Genomic DNA, 14,053 nt, shown 5'->3' on the forward strand with positions numbered 1-14,053 from the left:
ATATTACGATGAAGGCTTGTGCTATGACGGATACCGGCAGAGTCCGTTCGGCAAATCAGGATTATGTTTTTGCCTCAATTGAGCCTGTGGGTGTGCTGCCTGATCTGTTTCTTGTTGCAGATGGTATGGGAGGCCACCAGGCCGGAGATTATGCTTCCAGATTCATTGCCGAGAATCTGGTGGCTCATTTTAAAACAACAAAGGATACCAGAATCGTTCCGGTTCTTCGGGACGGAATTGAAAAGGTGAACGAACTGCTGTATCAGGAATCCATGAAAAAACCGGAACTAAACGGAATGGGAACCACGCTTGTTACTGCTGTTATTGAAGATGCAGCCATGTATGTGGCAAATGTGGGAGACAGCCGTCTTTACCTGATCCGGAACCAGCTGCAGCAGATTACCAAAGACCATTCTTATGTGGAGGAACTGGTTTCTCTGGGACAGATGGAACGGGGAAGCAGGGATTACAGAGAGAAAAAGAATATAATTACCAGAGCGGTCGGAACAGAAGATAAACTGGAGATTGATTTTTTTGAAGTTGCCCTGGAGCCGGGAGATTATATACTTTTGTGTTCGGACGGACTTAGCAATATGTTAGAAGATGCTGAAATAGAAGAAATCATCTGCTCGGAACTGGAGCTGCCGGAAAAGGCAGAAAAATTAATTACAGTAGCCAATGATAATGGGGGGAAAGACAATATTGCTGTTGTTTTAATAGAACCTCAGCTTGGCAGGGAGGGAAGCTTATGATTTTAAGACCGGGGACATTTTTACAGGACAGATATGAAATACTGGAACAGATCGGTTCCGGTGGTATGTCAGATGTGTATAAGGCCCTGTGCCATAAATTAAACCGCCTGGTAGCCATTAAGGTTTTAAAGGAAGAATTTAGTTCAGACAGTAATTTTGTCAGCAAGTTTAAAATGGAGGCCCAGTCTGCAGCCAGACTTTCCCATCCCAACATTGTCAATATCTATGACGTTGTGGATGAGGGAGACCTTCATTTTATTGTAATGGAACTGATCGAAGGAATCACATTAAAGAATTATATTATGAAAAAAGGATGTCTTGATATCAAGGAAGCCATTGGTATTGCCATGCAGGTTGCCCAGGGAATTGCCGCTGCTCATGAGCAGGGTATTATTCACCGCGATATTAAGCCTCAGAATATTATCATTGCCAGAGACGGAAAAGTAAAAGTGGCAGATTTCGGAATTGCCAGAGCAGCATCCTCTCAGACGATGAGTGCCACTGCGGTGGGATCGGTTCACTACATATCGCCGGAACAGGCGCGCGGAGGTTACAGCGATGTGAGAAGTGATATCTATTCACTGGGTATCACGCTATATGAAATGGTTGCCGGCAGGGTACCGTTTCAGGGAGATAATACCGTGACGGTTGCGCTGGCTCATCTGGAGGCTGTGATTACACCTCCCAGCTATTTCAATGAGATGATTCCGGTTGCACTGGAGAATATTATATTAAAAAGTACCGAGAAAAAGCCGGAATACAGATATGGAAGTATGTATGAAGTGATTTCCGATCTGCGCAAAGCACTGGTCAATCCCAATGGGGATTTTGTGCAAAATCATCCCACCGTGGATGATTCCCAGACCGTAATAATTGGAAAACCCGAACTGGAACAGATCCGTTCCGGCCGTAAGCCCCAGCAGGAATCTCCAATGAAGCGTGCCTCATCAGGAGAGGAGTATGGACAGAACCATCAGCCGTCCACAAACTATGACGAACAATCCGGACCTGGAAGAAAAAGAAGGAATCATACGGACGAGGACATCAATCCAAAGATTGAAAAGCTTCTGACTGCTGCCGGGGTTATTACCGCTGTTATTATCGTGGTGATACTTGCAGTTGTATTTTTTAAAATCAGTGGCTTATTCCGTTCTGGTTCCGGAAATGAAACGGTTTCTACGACTGCTGTTTCCACGGAAGAAACACTTAGTGACAAGAAGGTGAAAATGCCAGATGTTTCCGGACTGGATTCTGATACAGCAGAAAAGAAACTGAAGGATAACGGGGATCTGTATATGAAAGTCAGTGATTATCAGTTTTCTGATACCATTGATAAGGGAGATGTGATTTCCCAGGATCCGGCTGCTGATAAGGTTGTGGATAAATACTCAGCGGTGTACGTTGTGATCAGCAAAGGTCCGGAGCATGTGGCAATTGATCTGACCAAACTGGGTCTTGAAACCATGGATTCTGATTCGGCGAAGTCTTTACTGGAAAGCAAAGGACTGGTTGTGAACGAACAGCAAAAAAACAGCGACACGGTAACAGCCGGTAATGTGATAAGTTACAGTCCCAGTGAAGCAAAAGAAGGGGAAACGGTCACCCTGTTTACCAGCAGCGGTCCCACTCTCGTCAATCCGGTTGTTGTGCCCAACCTGGCAGGACAGACACAGGAGGTTGCGGCGGAAATGCTTGCAGACGTAGGCCTGGTACAGGGCACTGTCACAGAAGCTTCTTCTGAGACAGTTACGAGAGGCTGCATCATCAGCCAGTCCGCAGTACCGGGAAGCCAGGTGGAGTCCCAGACTGCAGTTGATTTTGTAGTCAGCACCGGAAACAGCCAGGAATCAAAATACAAGTATCTGGCATCCATTGATAAATCTTTTTCTCTGCAAAACATTATTGGTCCTGGATCCGGAAGCACCCAGCTGACTTTAAAAATCCAGCTGAGGCAGTCGGTAAACGGTCAGGATTCTGTAAAAGAGCTGATGGGACCGGTGACGTTAAATGGAGATCAGCTGCTTCCGGTTTCATTTAGTAATATAGAGGGAGCTTACGGTGTGACAAGTGGATCGGTAGAAATTGTAAATGTGGATACAGGAGAGGTGGTACATTCATATGCAATTACCTTTGTTCCTGTTCCCCAATCCTAAGGAAGCTTATATGACAGGAAAAATATTAAAAGGTATTGCTGGATTTTATTATGTCCACAGCAAGGATGGAACTCTTTACGAATGTAAGGCGAAGGGCATATTCCGAAACAGAAATGTAAAACCTCTTGTAGGAGACGATGTGGAAATTTCCGTTCTGGATGAAACAGAACGGAAAGGAAACATCGAAGAGATCCTGCCCAGGAAAAATGCATTGGTGCGCCCTGCTGCAGCCAATGTAGATCAGGCACTTGTTGTGTTTTCCATTACTCACCCGGAGCCTAATTTAAATCTTCTGGATCGTTTTCTGGTAATGATGGAATCACAGAATGTACCCGTTCATATCTGTTTTAACAAAATAGATCTTACGAAAAACGAGGAGATGGAAAACCTGCGGCGGATGTATGAAGCGGCTGGTTACCCCGTTTATTTTACCAGTATTTATGAAAGAAAGGGAATTGGCGGTATAAAAGAGATTCTGGATGGTAAAACCACTGTTCTGGCAGGACCGTCCGGTGTGGGAAAGTCATCTCTGACTAACCTGCTTTATCCGGAGGCAGAGATGGAGACCGGACGGATCAGCGAAAAAATCCAAAGAGGAAAACATACCACCAGACACTCAGAGTTATTTGGAATTGGAAATCAGACATATATGATGGATACGCCCGGCTTCAGTTCGATGTATTTAGAAGATATGGAGTGCGGGCAGTTAAAAGACTATTTTCCTGAATTTGATCCATTTGAGGCAGACTGCCGCTTTCTGGGCTGTGTGCATATTGGAGAAAAGGTCTGCGGAATTAAGAATGCCGTTGCTGAAGGAAAAATCAGTCAGAGCCGTTATGACAATTACCGGCTTTTATACGAGGAACTGAAAGAAAAAAGGAGATACTAACATGCTGAAACTTGCCCCCTCAATCTTAGCGGCAGACTTTAAAAATCTTGGACAACAGGTAACGGATACAGCCAATGCAGGAGCACATTATATTCATCTGGATGTGATGGATGGAGCTTTTGTGCCCAGCATATCGTTTGGCATGCCGGTGATTGGCAGCTTAAGAAGCTGTACAGACCGGATTTTTGATGTTCATATGATGGTGGAGGAGCCGGGACGTTATATATCAGATATCAAAGCAGCGGGTGCGGATTTAATCTGCGTTCATGCGGAGGCATGCAGGCATTTAGACAGGACGGTAAACCAGATAAAAGAAGCCGGACTGAAAGCAGCGGTCGCATTAAATCCCGCCACACCATTATCAGTTCTGGACTGCATATTGCCGGAGCTTGATATGGTACTGATTATGACGGTGAATCCGGGATTCGGCGGACAGAAATTTATTCCCTACACACTGGAAAAGGTACGCCGGCTGCGAGCCATGATAAAGAACCAGGGGCTGGATATAGACATTGAAGTTGACGGCGGTGTCACCTGTGATAATGTCAGGGAGCTGATTGAGGCCGGCGCCAATGTTTTTGTGGCAGGATCTGCTGTGTTCAAGGGTGATGCGGCAGCTAACACCAGAAAATTTATAGATATTTTTGAGGAATATGAAAGTTGAAAGAACGAGCGGGGTTAATTGTAACGGGAGGAATTATTGATTTTGAGTTTGCCAGAGATTATCTGGCAAATCATAGCTTTGATAAGATCATTGCGGTAGACGGAGGACTTACGGCCCTGACCGGACTGAATTTGAAACCGGATGCGGTTGTAGGTGATTTCGACACGGTGGATGAAGCGGTTCTTTCGGAATACCGGAATTCTTCCGATCAGATTACATGGGACATACACAAGCCGGAAAAAGACGAGACAGACACAGAACTTGCTATTAATACAGCCATAAATTTAGGATGCGGTCAGCTTGTTCTTCTGGGAGCAGCCGGAGGGAGACTGGATCACTTTATGGGGAATCTTCATCTGCTTTACTATTGTCTGAAACAGGGGGTGTATGCTTCCATAGTAGATCCCAAAAACCGAATTACCATTTTGGAGAAAGGCAGGATCTTTGAAGCTGAAAAAACATGGGGAAAATATATCTCATTTCTTCCGCTGAGTATGGAAGTAAAGGGAATTACCCTTTCCGGCTTTAAATATCCGCTTTATAAAAAAGACATCTCAATAGGAACAAGTTTATGCATCAGCAATGAACTGACCGGTGCGTCGGGGTCTATTGAATTTGATTCAGGAGTACTGATTTGTGTCGAATCCCATGATTGAACTGGTATGGCTTAATAACTGGAAACTGGATATTTATATCACTCCACTTGCGTGCTAAGATTAAGAACAACAAAAGCGCCAGGGAGGAATCATCAATGAATGGAATAAATCAGAGAATTAATAAAGTTTCGCTGACTGGATTATTTGCAGCCATGTCCTACGTGGTTTTCACATTTCTTCAGTTTAAAATCACGCTTCCGGGAGGGGATGCCACATCGATTCATTTAGGCAATGCGGTCTGCGTTCTGGGAGCACTGCTTCTGGGTGGATTATATGGGGGTCTTGGCGGCGCCATCGGAATGACTATCGGTGACCTGTTAGATCCGGTCTATATTATATATGCTCCGAAAACATTTGTTTTAAAATTATGCATCGGTCTGATCACAGGGCTGGTTGCACATCGGCTTGGAAAGATTAATGAATCCTATGATAACAGACATATTCTTAAATGGACTATACTTGCAGCATTTTCAGGGCTTTTATTTAATGTAATTTTTGATCCCATGGCAGGATATTTTTACAAGCTTCTCATACTTGGAAAACCGGCGGCAGAGCTGGCACTGGCTTGGAACGCTGCCTCCACTTCCATTAATGCGGTAACTTCCGGGATCGTATCTGTACTTATATATATGCCCCTTCGGAATGCTTTGGTGCGGTCAGGATTATTTATCCGGATATGTTAGGAGTTTGTTATGACAAAAGAATATAAGCAGAAAAAAATTGCTGCGATTCATGACCTTTCAGGATATGGCCGCTGTTCGCTAACAGTGGCCATTCCTGTTATATCCGCCTTAAAGGTGCAGTGCTGCCCAGTTCCGACCTCGATCTTGTCTAATCACACCGGATTTTCCACCTGCTTCTTTGATGACTATACCGATAAGATGCCTCTGTATCTGGAACAGTGGAAGAAACTGAATCTGGACTTTGACGGTATATTTACCGGATTTTTGGGCTCAGCGGACCAGATTGAAATTGTTTCGGATATGATACGGGATTTTAAAACAGCAAATACCCTGGTTATTATAGATCCCATTATGGGTGATGACGGGAATACCTATCAGACCTATACAAAAGAGATGTGCAGCCGTATGAAGACACTGGTGGAATCCGGAGATATTGTGACTCCCAACTTAACTGAGGCATGCATTCTGACAGGAAGGCAGTACCGTCAGGAGAACTGGACCAGAAAAGAGCTGACTGATATGGCAGAAGATATCATAAGCATGGGACCTCACAGCGCAGTGATTACAGGAGTGAGGGAAGGTGCATTTATAACCAATGTGGTTGCCAGGAAGTCTTCGAAAGTTCAGTTTGTCAGGACATTAAAAGCGGGAAGAAACCGCCCGGGGACAGGAGATGTGTTTTCCAGTATCATAGCTGCCCAGGCAGTCAAGGGAGTACCTTTGCAAAAAAGTGTAAAAACAGCAACAGATTTTGTAAAGCAGAGTATTCTGGTTTCGGATCAGCTTAATGTGCCAACTGAGAATGGAGTTTGTTTTGAAGAGATCCTGTCTCTGCTTATTCGTCAGTAAAAGAGGAAGCGAGATGGGGAATTTTAGGAAAAGGGCTTTTCTTTGCCCTTTTTTTGTAGTATAATCAACGGCAGATTATTATGCGGATACCGTTCGCAGAAAATATTGAGGAAAAACCAGGAGGAATACCATGTTAGATTTAAAGTTTGTAAGAGAAAATCCTGAAATAGTGAAACAGAATATAAAAAACAAATTTCAGGACAGCAAGCTTGCTCTGGTCGATGAGGTCATTGAGCTGGACGAGCAAAACCGCGCGGCAAAGCAGGAAGGAGATGCTTTAAGAGCGGAACGCAACAAACTTTCCAAACAGATTGGTGCCTTGATGGGACAGGGGAAAAAAGAAGAAGCAGAAGAGATGAAGCGGTTGGTAACCGATGCTTCCGACCATCTGGCTGAACTGGAAAAAACGGAAGGTGAACTGGAAGAAAAAATCAAGAAAATCATGATGACCATTCCGAACATCATAGACCCCAGTGTACCCATCGGCAAGGATGACAGTGAGAATGTAGAAGTAGAGCGTTATGGTGAACCGGTAGTGCCGGACTTTGATATTCCATATCACACAGAGATAATGGAAAGTTTTGACGGAATCGACCTTGACAGTGCAAGAAAGGTTGCTGGCAATGGTTTCTATTATCTTATGGGAGACATTGCAAGACTTCATTCATCTGTTATTTCCTATGCAAGAGATTTTATGATCGGACGTGGATTCACTTACTGTATACCTCCTTTTATGATCCGCAGCGAAGTGGTAACAGGAGTTATGAGCTTTGCAGAAATGGATGCGATGATGTATAAGATCGAGGGAGAGGATCTGTATTTAATCGGTACCAGTGAACATTCTATGATCGGTAAATTTATTGATACCATCCTCCCTGAGGCTAAGCTTCCGCAGACACTCACCAGCTACTCTCCCTGTTTCAGAAAAGAAAAAGGAGCGCACGGTCTGGAAGAACGTGGCGTGTACCGGATTCATCAGTTTGAAAAGCAGGAGATGATCGTAGTCTGCAAACCGGAAGAGAGCATGGACTGGTACGAAAAGCTGTGGCAGAATACCGTTGATTTATTCCGGACTCTGGACGTTCCGGTCAGAACATTAGAATGCTGCTCCGGTGACCTGGCGGACTTAAAAGTTAAATCTGTAGATGTGGAGGCATGGTCTCCCAGACAGAAAAAATATTTTGAAGTGGGCAGCTGTTCCAATTTAGGAGATGCCCAGGCAAGAAGACTGAAGATCAGGGTATCAGGCGAGGACGGCAAAAAATATTTTGCCCATACACTGAATAATACGGTGGTAGCACCGCCAAGAATGCTCATTGCTTTCCTGGAGAATAATTTACAGGCAGACGGAACAGTGAAGATTCCGGAAGCACTGCAGCCATATATGGGCGGTATGAAGGCACTTGTACCAAAGAAGTAAATAATAAAAAGTCCGGCTTTTTACAGGTCGGACTCTTTTTGAAAAGGAGAGAACCTATTATGATTACCTTTAATCACTTTAATTTTAATGTTCTTAATCTGGAAAAAAGCCTGAAATTTTATAAAGAGGCTCTGGGTCTGGTTCCGGTACGTGAAAAAACAGCGGCTGACGGATCCTTCCGACTGGTCTATCTGGGGGATGGGAAGACTGATTTTACGCTGGAGCTGACCTATTTAACTGACAGGACAGAACCATATAATTTAGGGGAATGTGAATTTCATCTCGCATTTCATACAGATGAATATGAGGAATGCTATAAGAAGCATAAGGAAATGGGAGTAATCTGCTTTGAAAATCCGGAAATGGGAATTTATTTTATCAGTGATCCGGATGGATACTGGCTGGAGATTGTTCCTGCTAAATAAGGAGAGACCAGGTGTTTATAACAGTAAATGGAATCCGGCTTCACTATGAAGTATCGGGGAAAGGACCGGCAGTGATTCTGGTCCATGGAAACGGGGAAGATCACAGCATATTTAAAGAGACAGCCAGTCTGCTTCAGACAGAGTATATGGTATATGCTCTGGATTCCAGGGGACATGGGAAAAGTACGGGAAAAAACGATATCAGTTACGAGAAGATGGCTAAGGATGTGGCGGAATTTATCCGGCTTTTAGAGATTGACAGACCTTTTTACTGCGGGTTCAGTGACGGAGGTATCGTCGGGATCCTTTCAGCTGTCCGGTATCCCGGGCTGTTTAAAAAGATGGTAATCTGCGGTGCCAATGCATATCCGGAAGGTTTAAAGCGCCGCTGGCTTCTTTTATTTGGCTTCCTCGGACTTCTTATTCGTGAGCCAAGGGTTCGGATGATGTTAAAGGAGCCACAGATATCAGGAAGGGAACTGGAGCGTATTTCCATTCCGACCTTGCTGCTGGCTGGAGAAAAGGATATGGTTCTTCTTTCCCATACCCAGTATCTGGCCTCCAGAATTAAAAACAGCATCCTTAAAATTCTGCCGGGTGAATCCCACGGAAGTTATGTAATTCACAGCAGAAAGCTTTATTTTCATATGAAAAATTTTATGAAAGATCCGGATACTGACTGAAACCAGATTATTTGCAGGGTGTAAAGAAAAAATACTTGACACCTTAAAAAAAGTATTGTATGATATCACAGGTGATGATATGGAGAAGATTGCAAGACAGGGACTTTTGTATGATTTCTACGGAGCTCTGCTGACAGAGCATCAGAGGAACATTTATGAAGATGTGGTATTATACGATTTGTCTCTCAGTGAGATTGCGCAGGAACAGGGAATCAGCCGGCAGGGTGTTCATGATCTGGTAAAGCGCTGTGATAAGATCCTGGAGGGCTATGAAGAAAAACTTCATCTGGTAGAAAAATTTGAAAAAACCAAGAGGCTGGCAAGAGAAATTCGGAATTTAACTGCTGAGTTTGCCGGAACAAAAGACATGAATCTGATCCATCGCATCGAAGAGATATCGGGCGAAATCATCGAGCTGGAAGCTCATTAGGAGGGCGTTAGATGGCTTTTGAGAGCTTATCCGATAAGTTACAGAATGTATTTAAAAATTTAAGAGGCAAAGGACGTTTGTCCGAAGCCGATGTAAAAACAGCCTTAAAAGAAGTTAAGATGGCTTTACTGGAAGCCGACGTAAATTTCAAGGTTGTAAAGCAGTTTATTAGTGCTGTGCAGGAGCGGGCGATCGGACAGGATGTCCAGAATAGTCTGACTCCGGGCCAGATGGTAATAAAGATTGTAAACGAAGAGCTGGTGAAACTCATGGGCTCTGAGACAACGGAAATAGACTTAAAGCCTGCCAGTGAGATAACCGTGATCCTGATGGCTGGTCTGCAGGGTGCTGGTAAGACGACTACCACAGCCAAGATTGCCGGTAAATTAAAGGCAAAGGGAAGAAATCCGCTTTTAGCTGCCTGTGATATTTACCGTCCTGCAGCGATCAAACAGCTGCAGATTAACGGTGAGAAGCAGGGAGTTCCGGTATTTTCCATGGGAGAGAACCAGAAGCCGGCTGATATAGCAAAAGCTGCTTTGGCTTCTGCGGCAAAGAATGGACAGAATGTTGTGATTCTGGATACGGCAGGCCGTCTTCACATTGATGAAGATATGATGAGTGAGCTGATAGAAATCAAAGACAGTGTAGATGTTCATCAGACCATTCTCGTTGTAGATGCCATGACTGGTCAGGATGCTGTGAATGTGGCTGGTATGTTCCATGATAAGATTGGAATTGACGGAGTCATTATTACGAAGCTGGATGGTGATACAAGAGGCGGTTCCGCACTTTCCATTCGTGCTGTTACCGGAAAGCCGGTTCTTTACGTTGGTATGGGAGAAAAGCTGTCTGATCTGGAACAGTTTTACCCGGACCGTATGGCTTCCAGAATACTGGGGATGGGGGATATCCTTTCTCTGATTGAGAAGGCTGGAACCCAGGTGGACGAAGAAAAAGCCAGGGAATTATCCCAGAAGCTTAAAAAAGCGGAATTTGATTACAACGATTTTCTGGAGCAGATGACCCAGGTGAAGAACATGGGCGGTATGGCAAGCATTATGAGCATGATGCCTGGCATGGGTCAGATGAAAGATATGGATTTTGACGAAAAAGCCATGGACCGGGTGGAAGCGATTATCCTGTCCATGACAAAAAAAGAACGGACCAATCCGGATCTGATGAAGAACGCCGCCAGAAAACAGCGGGTTGCAAAAGGGGCAGGTGTTGATATCAGTGAAGTAAACCGGATTGTGAAGCAGTTTGATCAGATGAAAAAGATGATGAAGCAGCTGCCGGGAATGCTTGGCGGAGGAAAACGCCGCGGGGGCGCAGGTTTGCTGGGGAAACTGAAATTACCGTTTTAATATTTATGAATGCTAGCAAGGCAGATTCCTGCGTCGCTATAGATAGGTTTTAAATTTAAGATTTTAAGGAGGTGAATTAAAACATGGCAGTAAAGATGAGATTAAAAAGAATGGGTCAGAAAAAGGCTCCTTTCTATAGAATTGTAGTTGCAGATTCCAGATCTCCCAGAGATGGAAGATTCATCGAAGAAATTGGATACTATGATCCTACCACAGAACCAAGCGTAATCAAGTTTAACGAAGAGAACGCAAAGAAGTGGTTAGCAACAGGTGCTCAGCCAACAGAAGTTGTAAGCAAGCTTTTAAAGATCGCCGGTATCCAGTAGTGAGAGGTGAAGCATATGAAGGAATTAGTAGAAGTAATTGCAAGAGCACTGGTTGATTATCCAGATCATGTTGCTGTTACTGAGACTGTAAAAGACGATGAGATCGTCCTTGAACTTACGGTAGAACCTTCCGATATGGGTAAGGTAATTGGCAAACAGGGCAGAATTGCGAAAGCGATCCGCTCTGTTGTAAAAGCAGCAGCTTCCAAAGAAGATAAGAAGGTTACTGTTGAAATTCAGTAGCCTGTTAAGACCGCCGGCCTGTCGGGAAGACGGTCTTCTTTTGCTTTCATAAATTCTGGTTTATGAGGGCAGGTAATAATTAAGCCGGATAGTGATATCCGGTTTCTTTTATATGATATGGAGAGACAGATGGAAAATTTGTTAAGAGTCGGAGTGATTTCTTCCACCCACGGGATTAAGGGAGAAGTAAAGGTATTTCCAACAACGGATGATTCCGCCCGTTTTAAACAGTTGAAGAAAGTTATTCTTGATACAGGGCGGGAACAGATTGATTTAGAAATAGAGGGTGTAAAATTCTTTAAAAATATGGTAATCCTGAAGTTTAAGGGATATGATTCCATTGATGAAATTGAAAAATACAAGGGCAGAGATCTTTTAATTACAAGAGATCTGGCAGTGGAACTGGGCCCCGATGAAAACTTTATTACTGACCTCATCGGACTTTTAGTTGTAAAAGATGATGGGGATGAACTTGGAACATTGACCGATGTAATTAAAACAGGTGCCAATGATGTCTATGAAGTCAGGATGGCGGATGGCAGAGAGGTGCTTCTGCCCGCAATTAAAGAATGCGTTCTGAATGTGGATCTGGAAAAGGGGACCATCACAGTTCATATGATGGACGGGCTTCTGGATTAAGGATAGGAGTGGAACGAATGAATTATCATATATTGACGCTGTTTCCTGATATGGTCTTAAACGGCTTAAACACCAGTATTATTGGTAGAGCCGCAGAAAAGGGGCTTTTATCCATAGAGGCAATTGATATCAGAGACTATTCTGCCGATAAGCATCACAGTGTGGATGATTATCCATATGGCGGCGGAGCGGGAATGGTCATGCAGCCCATGCCCATATGCGAAGCCTATGATGATCTGTGCAGAAAACTTGGAAAGAAACCACGTGTCATTTACATGACGCCTCAGGGAACAGTATTCAATCAGACGATTGCAGGCGAACTGGCGAAAGAAGAGGATCTGGTTTTCTTATGCGGCCACTATGAAGGAATTGATGAGCGGGCGTTAAATCTGGTGGCTACGGATTTCCTTTCCATCGGAGATTATGTACTGACTGGAGGCGAGCTTCCTGCCATGGTTATGATTGACTGCATTTCCCGATTGATTCCAGGTGTTTTAAAGAATGAAACCTCTGCTGAATTTGAATCTTTTCATGATAATCTGCTTGAATATCCCCAGTATACCAGACCGGAGGAGTACAGAGGCTTAAAGGTTCCGGAGGTTTTGTTATCCGGCCATCATAAGAATATTGAAACCTGGAGACGGGAGCAATCCATAAAGAGAACTCTGGAGCGGAGACCCGATCTTCTTGAGGAAGCGGTTCTTTCTAAAAAAGAAGAAGAATTTCTGAATAAACTTGTAAAAGAGCAGGAAATCAGGGAATAATTATAATGGAAAGGGCTTGCATTCGACAATCCTTTATGATAAAATACAAAATGTTGTGATGAAAAGGCGATGGTCCTCTGTTACGGATTCCAGTATGAAGTATTAAGAACATCAAATAAAATCAAGGAGGTTCACACAATGAACGAAATTATTAAGAATATTGAAGCAGCACAGTTAAAGCAGACCGTACCGGTGTTCCATGTTGGTGATACTGTAAAAGTATACAACAAGATCAAAGAGGGAACCCGCGAGAGAATCCAGATTTTCGAAGGAACTGTTATTAAAAGACAGAACGGCGGCGCAAGAGAAACCTTTACTGTAAGAAAGAACTCTAACGGTATCGGCGTTGAGAAAACCTGGCCATTACATTCCCCTTCCGTAGACAACGTTGAAGTTGTAAGAAAGGGTAAAGTAAGAAGAGCAAAACTGAATTACTTAAGAGACAGAGTTGGTAAGGCTGCCAAGGTTAAAGAGCTGGTTAAATAATTCCGGAACATTTGAGGGGGACAATGTAAATTGTCCCTTTCTTTAGTAGGTGGGGTATTATAGATGGACTTTTATCATAGTGAAGATAATAATAAGCTCCGCCATTTTGTCAACTGGATTGTTGACATTGTTGTAGTGATTGCATTTGCATGGTTTCTGGTCTATGCTTATGGAACTCAGATTGTTGTTGCAGGGCATGCCATGCTTCCACTTTTTGCAAACGGTGATGTTGTTTTAATGGACCGCCTTTCCTATGATTTTGGGAAGCCGGACCGGTTTGATGTGGTAGTGTTTCAAAGAGATGACCAGAAGATGAATGTAAAGCGTATCGTTGGACTGCCGGGAGAGACTGTGCAGATAAAAAGCGATGACATCTATATCAATGGCGAAAAGCTGAAAGAACCGGCAGGTCTTGGCCGGGTATCCCTTGCTGGTCTGGCGGAAAAGCCGATGAAGCTGGGAGAAGAGGAATATTTTTTATTAGGTGATAACCGGGACAGCAGTGAAGACAGCCGTTTTTCCAACATAGGAAACGTAAGCCGCAGTCAGATCAAAGGGAAAATATGGTTACGTATGCTGCCCCTTGTAAAGTTGGAATTAATTCGTTCGAAATAGAGGAATGTT

Annotated in this window: 18 protein-coding genes; all 18 read left to right on the plus strand. The window is 43.8% G+C overall.

What is annotated here, in order from left to right; translation table 11 throughout:
• Positions 1-8: 8 nt before the first annotated feature.
• The 18 genes from CRO04_RS10000 to lepB all read left to right on the plus strand — a co-directional run bounded on the left by CRO04_RS10000 (position 9) and on the right by lepB (position 14,044).
• Complete coding sequence (locus CRO04_RS10000; RefSeq protein WP_097004104.1) at positions 9-752, plus strand: Stp1/IreP family PP2C-type Ser/Thr phosphatase; 744 nt, start codon at positions 9-11, stop codon at positions 750-752.
• Positions 749-2,905 (plus strand): Stk1 family PASTA domain-containing Ser/Thr kinase, encoded by a 2,157-nt coding sequence (gene pknB / locus CRO04_RS10005; protein WP_097004105.1) that lies wholly within the window; start codon positions 749-751, stop codon positions 2,903-2,905. Before CRO04_RS10000 ends, pknB begins: the two co-directional genes overlap by 4 nt.
• A gap of 10 nt (positions 2,906-2,915) precedes the next feature.
• Positions 2,916-3,794: a ribosome small subunit-dependent GTPase A gene (gene rsgA / locus CRO04_RS10010; protein WP_097004106.1), complete on the plus strand. Its 879-nt coding sequence runs from the start codon at positions 2,916-2,918 to the stop codon at positions 3,792-3,794.
• A 1-nt stretch (position 3,795) separates the two neighbouring features.
• Positions 3,796-4,458 carry a ribulose-phosphate 3-epimerase gene (rpe, locus tag CRO04_RS10015; RefSeq protein ID WP_097004107.1) on the plus strand — a complete coding sequence of 221 codons (663 nt, stop codon included), beginning with the start codon at positions 3,796-3,798 and terminating at the stop codon, positions 4,456-4,458.
• Complete coding sequence (locus CRO04_RS10020) at positions 4,455-5,114, plus strand: thiamine diphosphokinase (protein WP_097004108.1); 660 nt, start codon at positions 4,455-4,457, stop codon at positions 5,112-5,114. The genes rpe and CRO04_RS10020 overlap by 4 nt, the downstream gene beginning before the upstream one ends.
• Positions 5,115-5,209: 95 nt before the next feature.
• On the plus strand, positions 5,210-5,797 hold the full coding sequence (locus tag CRO04_RS10025) for an ECF transporter S component (RefSeq protein ID WP_097004109.1): 588 nt from the start codon (positions 5,210-5,212) through the stop codon (positions 5,795-5,797).
• Positions 5,798-5,806: 9 nt separating this feature from the next.
• On the plus strand, positions 5,807-6,646 hold the full coding sequence (locus tag CRO04_RS10030; RefSeq protein WP_097004110.1) for a pyridoxamine kinase: 840 nt from the start codon (positions 5,807-5,809) through the stop codon (positions 6,644-6,646).
• 130 nt (positions 6,647-6,776) lie between these two features.
• On the plus strand, positions 6,777-8,066 hold the full coding sequence (gene serS, locus CRO04_RS10035; protein ID WP_097004111.1) for a serine--tRNA ligase: 1,290 nt from the start codon (positions 6,777-6,779) through the stop codon (positions 8,064-8,066).
• 59 nt (positions 8,067-8,125) lie between these two features.
• The gene (locus tag CRO04_RS10040; protein ID WP_097004112.1) at positions 8,126-8,491 is read left to right on the plus strand and encodes a VOC family protein; all 366 of its coding nucleotides are present in this window, start codon (positions 8,126-8,128) and stop codon (positions 8,489-8,491) included.
• Between the two features lie 11 nt (positions 8,492-8,502).
• The gene (locus CRO04_RS10045) at positions 8,503-9,174 is read left to right on the plus strand and encodes an alpha/beta fold hydrolase (protein ID WP_097004113.1); all 672 of its coding nucleotides are present in this window, start codon (positions 8,503-8,505) and stop codon (positions 9,172-9,174) included.
• Positions 9,175-9,253: 79 nt separating this feature from the next.
• Entirely contained in the window at positions 9,254-9,604 is a 351-nt protein-coding gene (gene ylxM, locus CRO04_RS10050; protein ID WP_097004114.1) for a YlxM family DNA-binding protein, read from the plus strand.
• Between the two features lie 11 nt (positions 9,605-9,615).
• Entirely contained in the window at positions 9,616-10,971 is a 1,356-nt protein-coding gene (ffh, locus tag CRO04_RS10055; RefSeq protein WP_097004115.1) for a signal recognition particle protein, read from the plus strand.
• Between the two features lie 83 nt (positions 10,972-11,054).
• Entirely contained in the window at positions 11,055-11,297 is a 243-nt protein-coding gene (gene rpsP / locus CRO04_RS10060; protein ID WP_097004116.1) for a 30S ribosomal protein S16, read from the plus strand.
• Positions 11,298-11,312: 15 nt separating this feature from the next.
• Positions 11,313-11,540: a KH domain-containing protein gene (locus CRO04_RS10065; RefSeq protein WP_097004117.1), complete on the plus strand. Its 228-nt coding sequence runs from the start codon at positions 11,313-11,315 to the stop codon at positions 11,538-11,540.
• 129 nt (positions 11,541-11,669) lie between these two features.
• Positions 11,670-12,179 carry a ribosome maturation factor RimM gene (rimM, locus tag CRO04_RS10070; RefSeq protein ID WP_097004118.1) on the plus strand — a complete coding sequence of 170 codons (510 nt, stop codon included), beginning with the start codon at positions 11,670-11,672 and terminating at the stop codon, positions 12,177-12,179.
• A 17-nt stretch (positions 12,180-12,196) separates the two neighbouring features.
• Positions 12,197-12,943, plus strand: a complete 747-nt coding sequence (gene trmD, locus CRO04_RS10075; protein WP_097004119.1) for a tRNA (guanosine(37)-N1)-methyltransferase TrmD — start codon at positions 12,197-12,199, stop codon at positions 12,941-12,943.
• 138 nt (positions 12,944-13,081) lie between these two features.
• Complete coding sequence (rplS, locus tag CRO04_RS10080; protein ID WP_097004120.1) at positions 13,082-13,429, plus strand: 50S ribosomal protein L19; 348 nt, start codon at positions 13,082-13,084, stop codon at positions 13,427-13,429.
• 63 nt (positions 13,430-13,492) lie between these two features.
• The gene (lepB, locus tag CRO04_RS10085) at positions 13,493-14,044 is read left to right on the plus strand and encodes a signal peptidase I (RefSeq protein WP_097004121.1); all 552 of its coding nucleotides are present in this window, start codon (positions 13,493-13,495) and stop codon (positions 14,042-14,044) included.
• The last annotated feature ends 9 nt before the right edge of the window (positions 14,045-14,053 follow it).

It is taken from the genome of Lacrimispora amygdalina, from assembly GCF_900205965.1.
Taxonomy (GTDB): domain Bacteria; phylum Bacillota; class Clostridia; order Lachnospirales; family Lachnospiraceae; genus Lacrimispora; species Lacrimispora amygdalina_A.